Origin of the sequence: Micromonospora sp. NPDC005806 (genome assembly GCF_042871425.1) — a bacterium.
Taxonomy (GTDB): Bacteria; Actinomycetota; Actinomycetes; order Mycobacteriales; family Micromonosporaceae; genus Micromonospora.
This window is the reverse complement of record NZ_JBIAIL010000002.1, coordinates 66,890-83,047: the sequence shown is the minus strand read 5'-3', so window position 1 is coordinate 83,047 and position 16,158 is coordinate 66,890. Positions and strand designations below refer to the sequence as shown.

Genomic DNA, 16,158 nt, shown 5'->3' with positions numbered 1-16,158 from the left:
CCTCGCTGCCGCAAACCTCATGATCAACGAGGCGGGGTATGAGGCGGTCAATGGCCGAGGAGGCGGGAGAAGGCGGCGGCGCGGCGGGAGGGGCGGCCGGTGCGCAGTTCGGCCTCGTCGGCGGAGAACATCACCCTCAGGCCGGCGTTGACCGCGAGCCAGCGCAGGGGTTCCGGCTCCCAGCGCGGGGAGCGGTGGTTGACCCAGGGGAGCGCGGTCAGGTCGCTCGCCTCGCCCCGGATCAGGTCGGCGAGCGTACGGCCGGCCAGGTTGCTGGTGCCGACGCCGTCGCCGACGTACCCGCCGGCCCAGGCGAGACCGGTGGTGCGGTCCAGGCCCACCGAGGCGGCCCAGTCCCGGGTGACTCCGAGCGGCCCGCCCCAGGCGTGGCTGACCGGCACCTCCGGCCCGAGCACCGGGAAGAGCTCGCCGAGGACCCGGCGCAGAGCGGCGAAGACCCGTGGTTCCCGGTCGTAGTCGGGGCGGACCCGGGAGCCGAAGTGGTAGGGGGCACCCCGCCCGCCGAAGGCGAGCCGGCCGTCGGCGGTGCGCTGGCCGTAGATGATGACGTGCCGGTAGTCGGAGAAGGTCTCCCGCTCGGCCAGCCCGATCTCCGCCCAGGTCGCCTCGGGCAGCGGCTCGGTGGCCACCATCAGCGAGTACACCGGCGCGACGGCTCGCCGCTGCCCGGGCAGGGCGGGCGTGAAGCCCTCGGTCGCCCGGACCACCACCGGCGCGCGGACCACCCCGGCCGGGGTCACCGCCGCGCCGGGGCGTACCGCCGTCACCGGGGTCCGCTCGAAGATCCGTACGCCCCGGCGTTCCACCGCCCGGGCCAGGCCGCGGACCAGTTTCGCCGGGTGCACCGCGGCGCAGTGCGGGGTGTACGTGCCGCCGCGTACCTCGTCGGCGTGGCAGCGGGCGGCGGCCTCGGCGGCGTCGAGCAGCACCAGGTCCTCGTCGGCGAGCCCGTACTCCCGGGCCTCGGCGACGGCGGCCCGGGCCCGGCCGAGCTGGACCTCGGTGCGGGCCAGCACCACCGTCCCACCGGCCCGCCAGTCGCAGTCGATGTCCTCGGCGGCGACCACCCGGCCTACCTCGCGGACGGTCTCCTGCATGGCCCGCTGCATGGCGAGCGCCCGGTCCCGGCCGTGCCGGCGGGCCAGCGCGGGCAGCGACGTGGGGAAGAGGGCCGAGCACCAGCCGCCGTTGCGCCCGGACGCGCCGTACCCGGCGATCTCCTTCTCCAGCACCACGATCCGCAGCGACGGGTCCGCTGCGGCGAGGTAGTAGGCCGTCCACAGGCCGGTGTAGCCGGCCCCGACGACCACCACGTCGGCGTCGATGTCGCCGGGCAGCCCGGGGCGCGGGGCCAGCGGCTCGTCCATGCTGGACAGCCAGTACGACAGCTCCTGGTAGCGCATCACCACTCCGGTGGGGGCAGGTCGTGGCGCAGCCGCGGGTCGGGCTGCGGGGTGCCGTACGTCTCGACGACCGGCACCACCCCGGCCCAGACCGGCCGGTCGAGGTCGTCCTCGGGGTCGTCGGGCGGGCCGGCGCTGACCTTCACCGAGCACTCGTCCAGCGGCAGCGCGAGCACCAGCGTGGCGGCCAGCTCCTTGACTGACGGCGGCCGGATCTCCGCCCAGCGCCCGGGGAGCAGGTGTTCGGAGAGGCGTTCCAGGGCGGCCAGCTTCTCGTCGCCGTCGAGCGTGACGAGGTGGCCGAGCACCATCGCGCAGCGGTAGTTCATTGAGGACGCGAAGGCGCTGCGGGCCAGCACCAGCCCGTCGAGCAGGGTCACGGTGAGGCAGGCCGACGCGCCGGCGGCGAGCTGCCGGAACAGCCGGCTGCCGGTGGAGCCGTGCACCAGCACCCGCTCGCCGTCCCGGGCGTACGCGACGGGCAGCGCGTACGGCTGGTCGCTGTCGGCGATGGCCAGGTGGCCGACCCGGCCGGCGTCGAGCACGGCGTGCAGCACCGACCGGTCGTGGACGGCGAGGTCGGGCAGGCGGCGTACCCGGGTCCGGTCGGTGCCCCCGACGGCGCCATCCCCGGCGGCCGGGTCGGTGGCGCGGGGCCGGGACCCGTCGCGGGTCCCGGCCCCGTCCGGCCCTGGGCCGCCGGTCAGAGGCGCGACCATGCCTCGGTCAGCACGGCGCGCAGGATCTGCTCGATCTCGTCGAACTGCTGCTGTCCGGCGATCAGCGGCGGGGCGAGCTGCACCACCGGGTCGCCGCGGTCGTCGGCGCGGCAGTAGAGCCCGGCCTGGAAGAGCGCGGTGGAGAGGAAGCCGCGCAGCAGCCGCTCGGACTCGGCCTCGTCGAAGGTCTCCCGGGTCGCCTTGTCCTTGACCAGCTCGATGCCGTAGAAGTAGCCGTCGCCCCGGACGTCGCCGACGATCGGCAGGTCGTTGAGCTTCTCCAGGGTGGACCGGAACGCGGCCTCGTTGGCGCGCACGTGCCCGACCAGGTCCTCGCGGGCGAACACCTCCAGGTTGGCCAGGGCGACCGCGCAGGAGACCGGGTGGCCGCCGAAGGTCACCCCGTGGGCGAACATGCCGGTCTCGGTGAGGAACGGCTCCATCAGCCGGTCGCTGGCGATCATCGCCCCGAGCGGGGCGTAGCCGGAGGTGATCCCCTTGGCGGTGGTGATGATGTCGGGCTGGTAGCCGTACCGGGTGGCGCCGAAGTATTCACCGAGCCGGCCCCAGGAGCAGATCACCTCGTCACTCACGAGCAGCACGTCGTACGCGTCGCAGATCTCGCGGACCCGCTCGAAGTAGCCGGGCGGCGGCGGGAAGCAGCCGCCGGAGTTCTGCACCGGCTCCAGGAAGACCGCGGCGACCGTGTCCGGCCCCTCCCGCTCGATGGCCCGGCCGATCTCCTCGGCGGCCCAGCGGCCGAACGCCTCCGGGTCGTCGCCGTGCTCGGGGGCCCGGTAGAAGTTGGTGTTCGGCACCTTGATGCCGCCGGGCACCAGCGGCTCGAAGTCGCTCTTGATGCCGGGCAGGCCAGTGATCGACAGCGCCCCCATCGAGGTGCCGTGGTACGCGATGTACCGGCTGACCACCTTGTACTTGTTCGGCTGGCCGGTGCGCTTGAAGTAGGCCCGGGCCAGCTTCCACGCCGCCTCGACGGCCTCGGAGCCGCCGGTGGTGAAGAAGACCCGGTTCAGGTCGCCGGGGGCCAGCGAGGCGACCTTCTCGGCCAGTTCGACGGCCGTCGGGTGGGCGTACGACCACAGTGGGAAGAAGGCCAGTTCGGCGGCCTGCTTGGCGGCCGCCTCGGCGAGTTCGGTCCGGCCGTGGCCGGCGTTGACGACGAAGAGCCCGGCGAGTCCGTCCAGGTAGCGGCGGCCCTGCGAGTCCCAGACGTACGCGCCCTCGCCGCGCACGATCGTCGGTACCTCGCCGGCGGAGTAGCTGGCCATCCGGGTGAAGTGCATCCAGAGGTGGTCGGTGGCGTTGGCCATGTCAGCCCCATCGGGTCTCGGGCCGGTCAGGGGTGACACCGGCCGCTCTGCTGACGGTTATCGCACAGCCGATGCTGATAAGGCAAGTCCCGATGGCGTTCGGCAACGGATTCAGCGAGCGCAACTGACCGATGCAACGGATTCCGTATCAGGCGGTGCCCCAGCTGTAGGTCTGCTTGCGCAGCTTGAGGTAGACGAACGCCTCGGTCGACAGCACGCCGGAGACGCCGCGCAGCTTCTGCAGGATCTCCAGCAGGTGCTCGTCGTTGCGGCAGACCACCTCGGCCAGCAGGTCGAACGAGCCGGCGGTGATCACCACGTAGTCGATCTCCTCGAACTCGGCGAGCCGGTCGGCCACGGCCTCCAGGTCACCGTCGGTCCGCAGGCCGATCATGGCCTGGCGCGGGAAGCCGAGCTGGAGCGGATCGGTCACCGCGACGATCTGCATGACCCCGGCGTCGAGCAGCCGCTGCACCCGCTGCCGGACCGCCGCTTCGGAGAGGCCGACCGCCTTGCCGATGGTCGCGTACGGGCGCCGGCCGTCCTCCTGGAGCTGCTCGATGATCTGCTTGGCCACGTCGTCGAGCAGGGCGTGACTGGCCCCTTCGCGCACCGTGATCCGGCGTGCGCCGTTGCCAGTCTCCAACTGCCGGTTGACCATCCGTTCGCTCCCCATGTCCGATTCCTTGCGGATGAGCGTAGTGCCCGCGCGTAGTCTGGCGTATTTCGTCGTCCCAGGCTATTCCCGCAACGGAATCCCTTGTAAGGAAGGTCACCTCATGTCAGGATCAGTCGTCCATCGCCATTGACCCTCCCGCCGGCGTGCGACCCCCCGTCCTGCCGCCGACGATGACCCCCATAGGAGTCGTCATGCGTAGTCCCCTCCGGCCCCTTACCCGGCGTGGTCTGCTCACCGGCACCCTCGGCTCGGCCGCTCTGCTCGCCACGGCGGGCACGCTGGCCGGCTGCGGCACCAAGGGTGCACAGCAGACCGAGGCCGGCTGCAAGAGTGATGACCTCTCCGCGACGGAGAAGAAGCTGGCGTTCTCGAACTGGCCGCAGTACATGGACGTGGACGAGAAGGATGAGTCCAAGCGGCCCACCCTGGACGCCTTCATCGCCAAGTCCGGCATCCAGGTGACATACACCGAGGACGTCAACGACAACAACGAGTTCTTCGGCAAGGTGCAGAACCAGCTCGCCGGCTGCCAGCCCACCGGGCGGGACATCATGGTCCTCACCGACTGGATGGCGGCCCGGATGATCCGGCTCGGCTGGATCCAGAAGCTGGACAAGGCGAAGCTCCCCAACGTCGAGGCCAATCTGCTGCCCTCGCTGCGCGGCCGCTCCTTCGACCGGGACGGCCAGCTGGCCGTCCCGTGGCAGTCCGGCCTCGCCGGCATCGCCTACAACGGCAAGGTGACGAAGGAGATCCGTACGGTCGACGAGCTGCTCACCCGCCCGGACCTGAAGGGCAAGGTGACCGCGCTGTCGGAGATGCGCGACACCATGGGCCTGCTGCTGCAGTCCAACGGTCACGACCCGGCGAACTTCACCGCCGCCCAGTTCGACGACGCGCTGAACAAGCTGCAGAAGGCCGTCGACTCCGGGCAGATCCGCAAGTTCACCGGCAACGACTACTCCCAGGACCTCAACAAGGGCGACATCGCCGCCTGCATCGCCTGGTCCGGCGACGTGATCCAGCTCGGCTTCGACAACGACAAGATCAAGTTCGTGGTGCCGGACTCCGGCGTCATGCTCTGGTCGGACAACATGCTGGTCCCGAACAAGGCCGGCCACAAGGCGAACGCCGAAGAGCTGATCAACTACTACTACGACCCGGCCGTGGCCGCGAAGCTCGCCGCCTACGTCAACTACATCTGCCCGGTCAAGGGCGCGCAGGCCGAGATGGAGAAGATCGACCCGGACCTGGCCAAGAACCCGCTCATCTTCCCCGACGAGGCGATCCTGTCGAAGTCCAAGGTCTTCATGGCCTTGGACGAGAAGCAGGAGAAGGACTACGAGGCCAAGTTCCAGAAGGTCATCGGGGCGTGAGAACGATGGGACACGAGACACCGGCCGGCGACCTGCGGCTGGCCAACCTGACCAAGCGGTTCGGCGCCTTCACCGCCGTGGACGACCTCAGCCTGACCATCCCGCAGGGCTCGTTCTTCGCCCTGCTCGGGGCGTCCGGCTGCGGCAAGACCACCACGCTGCGGATGATCGCCGGGCTGGAGGAGCCGACCAGCGGGCAGGTGCTGCTCGGCGACCGGGACATCGCCGGGCTGCGGCCGTACAAGCGGCCGGTGAACACCGTGTTCCAGAGTTACGCGCTCTTCCCGCACCTCGACATCAACGAGAACGTGGCCTTCGGGCTGCGGCGGCGCGGCATCCGCAAGGTGACCGACCAGGTCGAGCGGATGCTGGCGCTGGTGCAGCTCGAAGGGTACGGCCCGCGCAAGCCCGCCCAGCTCTCCGGCGGGCAGCAGCAGCGGGTCGCGCTGGCCCGCGCGCTGATCAACCACCCGCAGGTGCTGCTGCTGGACGAGCCGCTCGGCGCGCTCGACCTGAAGCTGCGCCGGCAGATGCAGATCGAGCTGAAGCGGATCCAGATCGAGGTCGGCGTCACCTTCGTGCACGTCACCCACGACCAGGAGGAGGCCATGACCATGGCCGACACCGTCGCGGTGATGAACGCCGGCCGGATCGAGCAGCTCGGCGCCCCGGCCGACCTGTACGAGTACCCGGCCACCGCGTTCGTGGCGAACTTCCTCGGCCAGTCCAACCTGCTCGCCGGCGAGGCGGCCGGGCGCAGCGGGGACGACGTGCTCGTCAGCGCGCACGGCTCGCGCTTCTCGGTGCCCGCGGCCCGGGCCCGCATCGACCACGGGCCGGTCTTCCTCGGGGTACGCCCCGAGAAGCTGCACCTGGTCGACGACCCCGGCGACGTGCCGGTCGGGCACCAGCACGTCGGCGGCGTGGTCACCGACGCCTCGTACGTCGGGGTGAGCACGCAGTACCTGGTGAAGACGGCGTGGGGCAGCGAGCTGTCGGTGTTCGCCGCGAACAGCGGGGCCGGCGGGCGGCTGTCCCTCGCCGCCCCGGTGACCGCCCACTGGGACCCCCGGCACGCCTTCGTGCTGCCCCGTGAGCCCGGTGAGGACGACCAGACCAACCCGCTGCTGGACGAGCCGCCGGTCGGTGTCGGGTCATGAGCGAGCGGAGCGAGCGAATCAGCCGGCGCAGCCCATTGCCCGGTCATGGCGACGCCGAGCGGAGCGAGGTGGCGTCATGACCGCGCTGGCCCACGTACCGACCTCGTCGGGGGAGCCGGCCGCGCCGTCGGCACCCCGCCGGGGACGCTACAAGCTGCTGCCATACCTGCTGCTGCTGCCGGGCGCGGCCTGGCTGCTGGTCTTCTTCGCCCTGCCGCTGCTCCAGCTCGCCGCCGCCAGCCTCTACGACCCGAGCGGATCCCTCTCCACCGGGTACGCGATGACCTGGGCGTTCGGCAACTACCCGGACGCGTTGCAGGCGTACTGGCCGCAGTTCGTCCGGTCGTTCGCCTACTCGGCGATCGCGCTGGTGCTGGCCCTGCTGATGGGCTACCCGCTGGCGTACGCGATCGCGCAGAAGGCCGGACGGTGGAAGAACCTGCTGCTGGTCGCGGTGGTCGCGCCGCAGTTCACCAGCTTCCTGGTCCGCACATTGGCCTGGAAGACCATCCTGTCGGACAACGGCTGGCTGGTCGGGCTGCTGCGCGACGTGCACCTGCTCGGGCCGGACGGCCGGCTGCTGGCCACCCCGTTCGCGGTGGTGCTCGGCCTGACGTACAACTTCCTCCCCTTCCTGGTGCTGCCGCTGTACGCGAGCCTGGAGCGGCTCGACTACCGGCTGCTGGAGGCGGCGAGCGACCTGTACGCGAGCCCGCTGCGGGCCTTCCAGAAGGTCACCCTGCCGCTGTCGATGCCCGGCCTGATCGCCGGCACGCTGCTCTTCTTCATCCCGGCCACCGGTGACTACATCAACGCCGAACTGCTCGGCACCCCGAACGAATACATGATCGGCAACGTCATCGACTCGGCGTTCCTGGTCCGGCTGGACTATCCGCAGGGCGCGGCCCTGTCGTTCCTGCTGATGGCGGCGATCCTCGCGATCGTCTTCGTCTACCTGCGCAAGGCCGGCACAGAGGAGGTGTTGTGATGCGGCGCTGGATCGCCGACCGGTGGGTGATGGGCGTGGCCCTGCTCGTCCTCGGCTACCTCTCGCTCCCCATCGTCGTGGTGGCCGGCCTCTCCTTCAACCGGCCCTCCAGCCGGCTGTCCTACGACTTCAACGAGTTCACCCTGGACAACTGGACGCAGCCGTGCGCCACCGCCGACATGTGCGACGCGGTGGTCCGCAGCATGGAGATCGGCCTGATCGCCACGGTGGTCTCCACCATCCTCGGCACGCTGATGGCGTTCGCCCTGGTCCGGCACGGCTTCCGCGGCCGGTCCGGGATCAACGGACTGATCTTCCTGCCGATGGCCACCCCGGAGCTGGTGATGGGCACCTCGCTGCTCGCCCTCTTCGTCGCCGCCGGGGTGCCGCAGGGCTTCTGGACCATCGTGATCGCGCACGTGATGTTCTGCGTGTCGTTCGTGGTGGTCACGGTGAAGGCCCGGCTGTCCGGCATGGACCGGCGGCTGGAGGAGGCCGCCATGGACCTGTACGCCAGCGAGTGGCAGACGTTCCGGCGGATCACCCTGCCCCTGGTGCTGCCCGGCATCGTGGCCGCCGCGCTGCTGGCCTTCTCACTCAGCTTCGACGACTTCATCATCACGAACTTCAACGCCGGCACCACCGTCACCTTCCCGATGTACGTCTGGGGCGCCGCCCAGCGCGGCATCCCGCCGCAGGTCAACGTCATCGGCACGGCGATGTTCGTGATCGCGCTGCTGCTGGTCGGCGCCAGCTCACTGCGCGGACGGCAGGCCCGGCGGGCCGCCCTCGTCGCCCCCGTCGCGTCCGCGTCGACGGCGAAGAGCGGATCATGAAACTCCCGCATACCGGCCGGGCGCTGGCCGACGCCGCGCCCGTCCCGTACTGGCTCGACCGACCGGAACGCCCCGACCCGCTGCCGCCGCTGACCGGTACCCACGACGCCGACCTGCTGGTGGTCGGCGGCGGCTACTCGGGACTCTGGGCCGCGCTGCTGGCCAAGGAGGCCGACCCCGACCGGGACGTGCTCCTGGTCGAGGCCGGCACCTGCGGCTGGGCGGCTTCGGGGCGCAACGGCGGCTTCTGCGCCGCCTCGCTCACCCATGGCCTGGCCAACGGCGTCGACCGGTTCCCCGGCGAGATCGCCGACCTGGAACGGCTCGGCCGGGAGAACCTGGACGCCTTCGCCGGCACCGTCGCGAAGCACGGCATCGACTGCGACTTCGAGCGGACCGGTGAGCTGGCGGTGGCCGTCGAGCCGTACCAGCTCGCCGGGCTCACCGAGGACGCCGAGTTGGCCCGCCGGTACGGCCACGACGTCCGGCTGCTCGACCGCGACGAAGTACGCGCCGAGGTGGACTCGCCGACGTACCTCGGCGGGATGTGGGACCGGGACCGGGTGGCCATGCTGGACCCGGCGAAGCTGGCCTGGGGGCTGCGCCGCGCCGGCCGCGACCTCGGCGTACGGATCCACGAGCACACCCGGGTCACCGGGCTGGCCCGCGACGGCGGCGCGCTGCGCGCGGCCACGGCCGGCGGCCCGGACGGGGCGCCCGGTGCGGTCCGGGCCCGGCAGGTCGTGCTGGCCACCAACGCGTTCCCGCCGCTGCTGCGCCGGCTGCGCGCCTGGCTGGTGCCGGTCTACGACTACGCACTGATGACCGAGCCGCTCACGCCTTCCCAGCGCGAGGCGGTGGGCTGGGCGAACCGGCAGGGGCTGGCCGACGTCGGCAACCAGTTCCACTACTACCGGATCACCGTCGACGGCCGGATCCTCTTCGGCGGCTACGACGCGGTCTACCACTACGGCAACCGGATGGCCCCCGAGCTGGCGCAGCGGCAGGCCACCTTCACCGCGCTGGCCGCGCACTTCTTCGCCACCTTTCCCCAGCTGGCGGGCCTCCGGTTCAGCCACCGCTGGGGCGGGGTCATCGACACCTGCACCCGGTTCTGCGCGTTCTTCGGCACCGCCTACGAGGGTCGGCTGGCGTATGCCGGCGGCTTCACCGGGCTCGGCGTGGGCGCGACCCGGTTCGGCGCGCAGGTGATGCTCGACCTGCTCGGTGCCGAGGAGACCCCGCTGACCCGGCTCGACCTGGTCCGCAGCAAGCCGCTGCCGTTCCCGCCGGAGCCGTTCCGGGCCGCCGGCATCAATCTCACCCGCTGGTCGCTGGCCCGCGCCGACGCGCGCGAAGGCCGGCGCAACCTCTGGCTCCGTACGCTCGATCGTCTTGGACTGGGGTTCGATTCCTGATGCGCATCCTCCTCGTCGGCGCCGGCGGCGTCGGCTCCGCCGCCGTCGCCATCGCCGCCCGCCGCTCCTTCTTCGAGACCCTGGTGGTGGCCGACTACGACCTCGGCCGCGCGTCGCGGGCGATCGCCGACCATGACTCCCGCTTCGTCGCCGCCCATCTCGACGCCTCGTCCGCGGACGCGGTGGCCGCGCTCTGCCGGGAGCACCGGATCACCCACATGCTCAACGCGGTCGACCCGCGCTTCGTCATGCCGATCTTCGACGGCGCGTTCGCCGCCGGGGCCGACTACCTGGACATGGCGATGTCGCTGTCCCACCCGCACCCGACGGCGCCCTACGCCGAGGCCGGGGTCAAGCTCGGCGACGACCAGTTCGCTGTCGCCGGTCGGTGGACCGAGGCCGGCCGCCTGGCGCTCTGCGGGATCGGCATCGAGCCGGGCCTGTCGGACATCTTCGCCCGCTACGCCGCCGACGAACTCTTCGCCGAGATCGACGAGATCGGGGTACGCGACGGGGCGAACCTCACCGTCGACGGCTACGACTTCGCGCCCTCGTTCTCCATCTGGACCACCATCGAGGAGTGCCTCAATCCACCGGTGATCTGGGAGGCCGGCCGCGGCTGGTACACCACCCCGCCGTTCTCCGAGCCGGAGGTTTTCGAGTTCCCGGCGGGGATCGGCCCGGTGGAGTGCGTCAACGTGGAGCACGAGGAGGTGCTGCTGATCCCGCGCTGGGTGAAGGCGAAGCGGGTGACCTTCAAGTACGGCCTCGGCGACGAGTTCATCGAGGTGCTGAAGACCCTGCACAAGCTCGGCCTCGACTCGACGCGCCCGGTGTCGGTGCGCGGCGTCGAGGTCTCGCCGCGCGACGTGGTGGCCGCCTGCCTGCCCGACCCGGCCACGCTCGGCGACCGGATGCGCGGCAAGACCTGCGCCGGGACGTACGTGACGGGCACCGGGGTGGACGGCCGGCCGCGCAAGGTCTACCTCTACCACGTGGTCGACAACGAGTGGTCGATGAAGGAGTACGGCCACCAGGCGGTGGTCTGGCAGACCGCGGTCAACCCGGTCGTGGCGCTGGAACTGCTCGCCACCGGCGCCTGGTCCGGCACCGGCGTGCTCGGTCCCGAGGCGCTGCCCCCGGTGCCCTTCCTCGACCTGCTGACCCGCTACGGCTCGCCGTGGGGGATGGAGGAGCGGTGACCCGTTACGGCCCGATGTTCGGACCCGACATCACCTTCCTCGGGGTGCCGCCGTGCACTCTCGAGGAGCCCGTCACCTATGCCGACGCGGACGTGGTGATCGTGGGGGCGCCGTTCGACGGCGGCACCTCGCACCGGCCGGGCACCCGGTTCGGCCCGTCCGCCATCCGCCAGGCCTGCTACCTGCCGCACGACGGCTCCCGCCCGTCGCTCGCCCTGCGGGTCGACGGGCTGCAGGACCTTCGCGTCTACGACGCCGGTGACGTGGAGATGTTCTCCGGCGACATCGAGCGGTCGCTGTCGTCGCTCGAGACGGCGGTGCACGCGGTGGCGCGGGCCGGAGCCATCCCGATCGTGCTGGGCGGGGACCACTCCATCGCCCTGCCCGACGCCACCGGGGTGGCCCGGCAGCACGGGTTCGGCCGGGTGTCGCTGGTGCACTTCGACGCGCACGCCGACACCGGAGACATCGAGTTCGGCTCGCTGCACGGGCACGGCCAGCCGATGCGTCGGCTCATCGAGTCCGGCGCGGTACGCGGCGACCGCTTCCTCCAGATCGGCCTGCGCGGCTACTGGCCCGGCCCTTCGACGTTGGCGTGGATGGCCGAGCAGCGGATGCGGTCGTACGAGATGACCGAGGTGGTGGCCCGTGGCCTGGATGAGTGTCTGACCGAGGCGTTCGAGATCGCGGTGGACGAGTGCGAGGGGGTGTTCCTCTCCGTCGACGTGGACGTGGTCGACCCGGGCATGGCCCCCGGCACCGGCACCCCGGAGCCCGGCGGCCTGACCTCCCGGCAACTGCTCGACGCGGTCCGCCGCTGCTGCTACGAACTGCCGATCGTCGGGGTGGACGTGGTCGAGGTGGCCCCGCCGTACGACCACGCCGACATCACCGCGTACCTGGGCAACCGGGTCGTCCTGGAGGCGCTGTCCGCGATCGCCCGCCGCCGCCGCGACGCCGCCGGCGGCCCCCCCTGGAACCCCCGCCAACCCCTCCTCGACGCCCGCTAACCCCCCTCCCTGCCGATCATGGACTTGTCGGGCATCCGAGGCACCACAACTCCATGATCGGCGGGGGCAAGGAGGGGTGCGGCGTAGAGTGCGGCGGGTGGCGGACGGGCTGGAGGAGATCGACTGGGCGGGGCTTAGCCACGCTTACGGGACGGCGGAGGATATCCCCGACTTGCTGCGGGCGCTCGCCTCTGAGGACGAGGACGAGGTCGGCGAGGCCTTTGACGAGATCGTCGGCAGCATCTTCCACCAGGGCGATGTCTACCCCGCGACGGTGCCGGCCGTGCCGTTCCTCGTCGAGTTGGCGTCGACCGCGCAGCACCGGCGGGGCTGGTTCCTCGCCACCGTCGGGATGCTGGCCGACCCGCACCACGCGTGGGGCGAGGAGGCGGAGGAGGTCTGCGAGGCGGTACGCGCGCAGGCGGACCGCTTCCCGCCGCTGCTCGACGATCCCGATCCAGAGATCCGGGCGGCCGCGGCGTACACGGTGGCGCAGTGCGGCGACCGGCTCCCGGTGACCCTGCTGCGGGACCGGTGGGCCACCGAGGACGATCCCACCGTCCGGGCCGCGCTCGCGCTGGCGCTCGGGCTGCGGGACCCGGCCGGGGCCGCCGGTCTGCTGGCCGCCGCTCTGCACGAGGAGGACCCTTCGGTACGCGTCGCCGCCGCCGTCGCGATCAAGCGGGCTGGGCTGCCCTGGCCGGCGGGTGCGGCGGAGGCGCTGGCCGCCGCGTTCGACCCGGCGGTGGAATTGGACTACGCCTGGCAGCGCCAGGGTGGGGCGCTGGACGAGCTGGTGAGCGAGGCCGACGAGCGGTTCGTGCGGGACCTGCTCGGCCGCCTGCTGACCGCCGCACCGCAGGCCCGGAAGGCCGCCGCGTACGCGATCGGTGAGCGGTGCCGGCAGCTGCGTTCCGCCCCGGCCCTGCTGCTGCCCCTGCTCGGGCAGGCGCTGCACGACCCGGACGAGAGCGTCCGGGCCGAGGCGGTGGGGGTGCTGCGTACCGCCGGTCCGGCCGCGGCTGCCCACGCCGACGAGCTGGCACGCGTCGCCGCCGGTTGGCCGGCGGTGGTGGAAGCCACCGGCTTCACGCCGCAGCAACGAGCGGTGGAGACCCTCGCCATGTTGGCCGACCCGCGCTGGGTCGACGTGATCTGCGCGGTCTGGGCCGGCGGGCACGAGGTGCGACTGCCGGTCGACCAGCCACCCTTTAACGAAGCCGTGCTCACTGCGGCCCGGCGTCACCTGGCCGGCGCGGACAACCTGACGTTGGTCACCGGGCTGGCCACCCTGCTCGAACGGTGGGGGCCGACCGCCTCCGCCGCCGTACCGGAGCTGGTGGCCGCGCTGCCGATCGCCCCGGCGCGGGCGGCGGCCGCGCTCGCCGCGATCGGGGCGGCGCCCGAGCCGGCGGTGCCGGAGCTGCGGATGGCGGCCGCCCGGGGCGACGTCCGTGCCGGGGTGACGCTGTGGCGGGTCACGGGTGCGGTCGAGCCGGTGGTGACCGCGGTCGCCCGGCAGCTCGACGCCGGGCCGAACGGCGACGACTGGCGGCTCCGGCAGGCCTTCGACGCGGTCCCGGCGCTCGGCGCGCTGCTGCCGACGCTGCGGTCGTACCTGACCGGGGTCGCGCTGGAGACGGAGGCGGAGCGGTACGCGCAGCTGCTGGCCGCCCGGGTGGTGGGCGAGTTGACCGGGGACGGTGACGCGGTTTCGCCCACCGTCCAGGCGGTGCTCGGCACCGGCTGGTGGGCCGCGTCCGCCGCCGCCGACCTGGTGGCCCGGTTCCCCGAGCCGGGGTACGAGCCGGCCCTGTGGAAGCTGCTCGGCGAGCGGGTGGGCCCGGTGGCGCCGGTACGGGCGCTCTGGCGGATCGGCGGGTCCCCGGACGACCTTGCGCCGCTCCTGGTGCGCCTCATCGAGGAGGGACGGACGCGCGACGTGCTCCCGCTGCTGGTGGAGATGGAAGCTCGGAGTGTGCTGCCGGCGCTGCGGGACTTGGCCGAGCGGGACGCGCGGGTGATCACCGGCGGGGTCTACGTGGACACCGCCTGGGAGGACGAGCGGCTCCGGCGCGACCTGCGCGAGGCGGTGGCCGTCCTCGACCGGTAACCGCCGGCAGCCGGGGCCGCCCGGCGGTCGGGCGGCCCTGGCTGGTCAGGCGAGTCGGGAGCGGATGAGGAAGCGGACGCCCTCGGGGGCTTCCAGGGAGAAGCCGCTACCTCGACCCGGCACCACGTCAACCGTGAGCCTGGTGTGCTTCCACAGCTCCCACTGAGCGGTGGACATCCAGAACTCGACGGGCTCGGGGACGCCGTCGACGTCGAGCGACGCCAGCAGGATGTCCGACCCGCCGGTGCGGAACTCGCCGGCCGGGTAGCACATCGGGGCGCTGCCGTCGCAGCAGCCGCCGGACTGGTGGAACATGATCGGGCCGTGTGCCGCCCGCAGCGACCGGATCAGCCCGGCCGCCGCGGGGGTGAGGGTGACCGGGTCACCCATCAGAAAAAGCCCAGCTTCTTCGGGGAGTAGCTGACCAGCAGGTTCTTGGTCTGCTGGTAGTGCTCCAGCATCATCTTGTGGTTCTCCCGGCCGATGCCGGACTGCTTGTACCCGCCGAACGCGGCGTGCGCCGGGTACGCGTGGTAGCAGTTGGTCCAGACCCGGCCGGCCTGGATGGACCGCCCGGCCCGGTACGCGGTGTTGATGTCCCGGGTCCAGACGCCCGCGCCCAGGCCGTACAGGGTGTCGTTGGCGATCTTGACGGCGTCGTCCAGGTCGGCGAAGGAGGCCACCGAGACCACCGGGCCGAAGATCTCCTCCTGGAAGATCCGCATCGAGTTGTCGCCCTCGAAGACGGTCGGCTGCACGTAGTACCCGCCGGACAGTTCGCCGCCGAGGTCGGCCCGCTCGCCGCCGGTGAGCACCTTCGCGCCCTCCTGCCGGCCGATGTCCAGGTAGGACAGGATCTTCTCGAGCTGATCGTTCGACGCCTGGGCCCCGATCATCGTCTCGGTGTCGAGCGGATGGCCCTGGCGTACCTGACCGGTCCGCTCGACGGCGGCGGCGAGGAAGTCGGAGTAGTGGCCCTGCTGGATGAGCGCCCGGGACGGGCAGGTGCACACCTCGCCCTGGTTGAGGGCGAACATGGTGAAGCCTTCGAGGGCCTTGTCGAAGAAGTCGTCGCGGGCGGCGCTGACGTCGTCGAAGAAGATGTTCGGGCTCTTGCCGCCCAGCTCCAGCGTGACGGGTTTGATGTTCTCGCTGGCGTACTGCATGATCAGCCGCCCGGTGGTGGTCTCGCCGGTGAACGCCACCTTCGCCACCCGGGATGAGGACGCGAGGGGCTTGCCCGCCTCGACGCCGAAGCCGTTGACCACGTTCACCACGCCCGGCGGGAGCAGGTCGGCGATGAGCGAGAGCAGGTAGTGGATGGATGCCGGGGTCTGCTCGGCGGGCTTGAGCACCACCGCATTGCCGGCGGCGAGCGCCGGGGCGAGCTTCCAGGTCGCCATGAGCAGCGGGAAGTTCCACGGGATGATCTGCCCGACCACGCCGAGCGGCTCGTGGAAGTGGTACGCCACGGTGTCGTCGTCGATCTCGCCGAGCGAGCCCTCCTGGGCCCGGACCGCCCCGGCGAAGTAGCGGAAGTGGTCGATGGCCAGGGGGATGTCGGCGGCCAGGGTCTCGCGTACGGGCTTGCCGTTCTCCCAGGTCTCGGCGATGGCCAGGGACTCGAGGTTCTCCTGCATCCGGTCGGCGATCTGGTTGAGGATGAGCGCCCGCTCGGCGACCGAGGTGCGGCCCCACGCGTCGGCGGCGCCGTGCGCCGCGTCGAGGGCCTTCTCGACGTCCTCGGCGGTGCCCCGGGCAACCTCGCAGAAGGTCTGCCCGGTGACCGGGGTGGGGTTCTCGAAGTATCGGCCGCCGTGCGGCTTCACGTACTCGCCGCCGATGAAGTGGTCGTAGCGGGACTGCCAGTGGGTGGGGGCGTCGTAGCGCGTCATGGGTACC

General features: G+C 71.8%; 14 protein-coding genes. 8 read left to right on the top strand and 6 right to left on the bottom strand.

The window, feature by feature from the left end; all coding sequences use genetic code 11:
* Positions 1 to 47: 47 nt before the first annotated feature.
* The 4 genes from ACFYOS_RS02930 to ACFYOS_RS02915 form a co-directional block, all read right to left on the bottom strand.
* A complete protein-coding gene (locus ACFYOS_RS02930; RefSeq protein ID WP_387135427.1) occupies positions 48 to 1,424 on the bottom strand; it encodes an NAD(P)/FAD-dependent oxidoreductase in 1,377 nt (458 codons plus the stop codon).
* Positions 1,424 to 2,143, bottom strand: coding sequence for a pyridoxamine 5'-phosphate oxidase family protein (locus ACFYOS_RS02925; RefSeq protein WP_387135425.1), 720 nt, complete (start codon positions 2,141 to 2,143; stop codon positions 1,424 to 1,426). The genes ACFYOS_RS02930 and ACFYOS_RS02925 overlap by 1 nt, the downstream gene beginning before the upstream one ends.
* Positions 2,128 to 3,474: an aspartate aminotransferase family protein gene (locus ACFYOS_RS02920; RefSeq protein ID WP_387135422.1), complete on the bottom strand. Its 1,347-nt coding sequence runs from the start codon at positions 3,472 to 3,474 to the stop codon at positions 2,128 to 2,130. Before ACFYOS_RS02920 ends, ACFYOS_RS02925 begins: the two co-directional genes overlap by 16 nt.
* Before the next feature lie 148 nt (positions 3,475 to 3,622).
* Positions 3,623 to 4,135 carry an Lrp/AsnC family transcriptional regulator gene (locus ACFYOS_RS02915; protein ID WP_387136042.1) on the bottom strand — a complete coding sequence of 171 codons (513 nt, stop codon included), beginning with the start codon at positions 4,133 to 4,135 and terminating at the stop codon, positions 3,623 to 3,625.
* A gap of 209 nt (positions 4,136 to 4,344) precedes the next feature.
* Between ACFYOS_RS02915 and ACFYOS_RS02910 the strand changes: the two genes are divergently transcribed.
* From ACFYOS_RS02910 to ACFYOS_RS02875, 8 genes are all read left to right on the top strand, one after another.
* On the top strand, positions 4,345 to 5,529 hold the full coding sequence (locus ACFYOS_RS02910) for a PotD/PotF family extracellular solute-binding protein (protein WP_387135419.1): 1,185 nt from the start codon (positions 4,345 to 4,347) through the stop codon (positions 5,527 to 5,529).
* A gap of 5 nt (positions 5,530 to 5,534) precedes the next feature.
* Complete coding sequence (locus ACFYOS_RS02905; protein ID WP_387136041.1) at positions 5,535 to 6,689, top strand: ABC transporter ATP-binding protein; 1,155 nt, start codon at positions 5,535 to 5,537, stop codon at positions 6,687 to 6,689.
* 76 nt (positions 6,690 to 6,765) lie between these two features.
* Positions 6,766 to 7,677 carry an ABC transporter permease gene (locus ACFYOS_RS02900; RefSeq protein ID WP_387135417.1) on the top strand — a complete coding sequence of 304 codons (912 nt, stop codon included), beginning with the start codon at positions 6,766 to 6,768 and terminating at the stop codon, positions 7,675 to 7,677.
* A complete protein-coding gene (locus ACFYOS_RS02895) occupies positions 7,677 to 8,513 on the top strand; it encodes an ABC transporter permease (protein WP_387135414.1) in 837 nt (278 codons plus the stop codon). The genes ACFYOS_RS02900 and ACFYOS_RS02895 overlap by 1 nt, the downstream gene beginning before the upstream one ends.
* Complete coding sequence (locus ACFYOS_RS02890; RefSeq protein WP_387135411.1) at positions 8,510 to 9,931, top strand: NAD(P)/FAD-dependent oxidoreductase; 1,422 nt, start codon at positions 8,510 to 8,512, stop codon at positions 9,929 to 9,931. The genes ACFYOS_RS02895 and ACFYOS_RS02890 overlap by 4 nt, the downstream gene beginning before the upstream one ends.
* Positions 9,931 to 11,133 carry a saccharopine dehydrogenase family protein gene (locus ACFYOS_RS02885; RefSeq protein ID WP_387135409.1) on the top strand — a complete coding sequence of 401 codons (1,203 nt, stop codon included), beginning with the start codon at positions 9,931 to 9,933 and terminating at the stop codon, positions 11,131 to 11,133. Before ACFYOS_RS02890 ends, ACFYOS_RS02885 begins: the two co-directional genes overlap by 1 nt.
* On the top strand, positions 11,130 to 12,143 hold the full coding sequence (gene speB / locus ACFYOS_RS02880; RefSeq protein WP_387135407.1) for an agmatinase: 1,014 nt from the start codon (positions 11,130 to 11,132) through the stop codon (positions 12,141 to 12,143). The genes ACFYOS_RS02885 and speB overlap by 4 nt, the downstream gene beginning before the upstream one ends.
* Before the next feature lie 97 nt (positions 12,144 to 12,240).
* Positions 12,241 to 14,256 (top strand): HEAT repeat domain-containing protein, encoded by a 2,016-nt coding sequence (locus ACFYOS_RS02875; RefSeq protein WP_387135405.1) that lies wholly within the window; start codon positions 12,241 to 12,243, stop codon positions 14,254 to 14,256.
* A gap of 45 nt (positions 14,257 to 14,301) precedes the next feature.
* Here ACFYOS_RS02875 and ACFYOS_RS02870 read toward each other — a convergent pair whose 3' ends face one another.
* Together ACFYOS_RS02870 and adh are read right to left on the bottom strand one after the other, a co-directional pair.
* Positions 14,302 to 14,646, bottom strand: coding sequence for a DUF779 domain-containing protein (locus tag ACFYOS_RS02870; protein ID WP_387135402.1), 345 nt, complete (start codon positions 14,644 to 14,646; stop codon positions 14,302 to 14,304).
* On the bottom strand, positions 14,646 to 16,151 hold the full coding sequence (gene adh, locus ACFYOS_RS02865) for an aldehyde dehydrogenase (RefSeq protein ID WP_387135399.1): 1,506 nt from the start codon (positions 16,149 to 16,151) through the stop codon (positions 14,646 to 14,648). Before adh ends, ACFYOS_RS02870 begins: the two co-directional genes overlap by 1 nt.
* Positions 16,152 to 16,158: the final 7 nt, after the last annotated feature.

Bases quoted from the DNA above. Each gene is read 5' to 3' on its own strand.
- ACFYOS_RS02915 (WP_387136042.1), bottom strand. From the start codon at position 4,135: ATGGTCAACCGGCAGTTGGAGACTGGCAACGGCGCACGCCGGATCACG.
- ACFYOS_RS02910 (WP_387135419.1), top strand. From the start codon at position 4,345: ATGCGTAGTCCCCTCCGGCCCCTTACCCGGCGTGGTCTGCTCACCGGC.
- ACFYOS_RS02930 (WP_387135427.1), bottom strand. From the start codon at position 1,424: ATGCGCTACCAGGAGCTGTCGTACTGGCTGTCCAGCATGGACGAGCCG.
- ACFYOS_RS02870 (WP_387135402.1), bottom strand. From the start codon at position 14,646: ATGGGTGACCCGGTCACCCTCACCCCCGCGGCGGCCGGGCTGATCCGG.
- ACFYOS_RS02920 (WP_387135422.1), bottom strand. From the start codon at position 3,474: ATGGCCAACGCCACCGACCACCTCTGGATGCACTTCACCCGGATGGCC.
- ACFYOS_RS02900 (WP_387135417.1), top strand. From the start codon at position 6,766: ATGACCGCGCTGGCCCACGTACCGACCTCGTCGGGGGAGCCGGCCGCG.
- ACFYOS_RS02895 (WP_387135414.1), top strand. From the start codon at position 7,677: ATGCGGCGCTGGATCGCCGACCGGTGGGTGATGGGCGTGGCCCTGCTC.
- ACFYOS_RS02885 (WP_387135409.1), top strand. From the start codon at position 9,931: ATGCGCATCCTCCTCGTCGGCGCCGGCGGCGTCGGCTCCGCCGCCGTC.
- adh (WP_387135399.1), bottom strand. From the start codon at position 16,151: ATGACGCGCTACGACGCCCCCACCCACTGGCAGTCCCGCTACGACCAC.
- ACFYOS_RS02905 (WP_387136041.1), top strand. From the start codon at position 5,535: ATGGGACACGAGACACCGGCCGGCGACCTGCGGCTGGCCAACCTGACC.
- ACFYOS_RS02890 (WP_387135411.1), top strand. From the start codon at position 8,510: ATGAAACTCCCGCATACCGGCCGGGCGCTGGCCGACGCCGCGCCCGTC.
- ACFYOS_RS02925 (WP_387135425.1), bottom strand. From the start codon at position 2,143: ATGGTCGCGCCTCTGACCGGCGGCCCAGGGCCGGACGGGGCCGGGACC.